Source organism: Bacillus sp. VT 712 (assembly GCF_001614195.1).
In the GTDB taxonomy this organism is placed as follows: domain Bacteria; phylum Bacillota; class Bacilli; order Bacillales; family Bacillaceae_H; genus Priestia; species Priestia flexa.
In genome coordinates this window covers 1-498 of sequence record NZ_LWBK01000111.1, presented here as the reverse complement: position 1 = coordinate 498, position 498 = coordinate 1, and the positions used below count along the sequence as shown (strand labels likewise).

The 498-nt window shown below is 38.6% G+C and carries 1 pseudogene; it reads right to left on the bottom strand.

Annotation, left to right across the window (positions count from 1 at the left end):
- Positions 1–247: 247 nt before the first annotated feature.
- Positions 248–498, bottom strand: a pseudogene (locus tag A2U94_RS20230) (group II intron reverse transcriptase/maturase); the annotation flags it as partial.

The window sequence follows — 498 nt, the reverse complement described above, 5'->3', positions numbered from 1 at the left end:
TGGATAACGTGCTCACCTACGCCGCCATAGAAGGATATTTCCGCGTTTGCCGTTTTGATCGTGCAAATGCTTATTGAAGGATCTTTTGAAGAAGTGGATGATAAAGAATGTTTAGTATCTGGGTGTAGTGTGACGGGGACAATCGTTAATTTTTGTTGTGGCATAAGACATGCACCTCCTTTGATTCATACATGTATCGTACCAGAAGGTGCTGCGTGTTTATATGCGTTGTTTGAATGGGGGCTTACGGTAGACCTAACGGTCTCTTTTTGCCGTTTTTCTTAGGGATATACACCCTTTTTGAAGGGAATGGTTGATAACTTCGATCTTTAAGAGTGGGTATAAGTTTTTCAATATCTTCTATTGAGAAACCATCAATAGTACGTTTATCAACACCCATTGTAAGAGCACCATCATTTTTGCTGAGATTGTCATATGCTGTGAGATAAAATTCCGGATTGTATAGATTTCTGTAAAGTCTTCTAAATTTGTAATTTG